Origin of the sequence: Nonomuraea indica, assembly GCF_002850745.1 — a bacterium.
Taxonomy (GTDB): Bacteria; Actinomycetota; Actinomycetes; order Streptosporangiales; family Streptosporangiaceae; genus Nonomuraea; species Nonomuraea indica.
Genome location: NZ_KZ559495.1, coordinates 548 through 748 on the forward strand (window position 1 = coordinate 548; position 201 = coordinate 748).

A 201-nucleotide genomic window follows, 5' to 3' on the forward strand; every position below is an offset into this window, starting at 1 on the left:
ACCTCGGTTTTCCACTCGAACGCGATTCGTGAACCGTCATCGTCGCCCTCGGAAATATCATCACCGATCACCATGTCGGCGTCAGTTTCCTGATCGAGTTTCAGCACGTCTTTGAGTGCGCCGCCGGTCGCCACAAAGCGGCGCTTGTGCGTCTGGCGGGTCAGTTCGAGGAACCATTCAGGATCGGCCACCATGTCAGCC

1 protein-coding gene is annotated in these 201 nt (G+C 58.2%); it reads right to left on the reverse strand.

Annotated elements, in window-relative coordinates; translation table 11 throughout:
- On the reverse strand, window positions 1–201 hold a 201-nt coding region (locus CXR44_RS34975; RefSeq protein WP_180903858.1), incomplete at both ends, for a protein rep.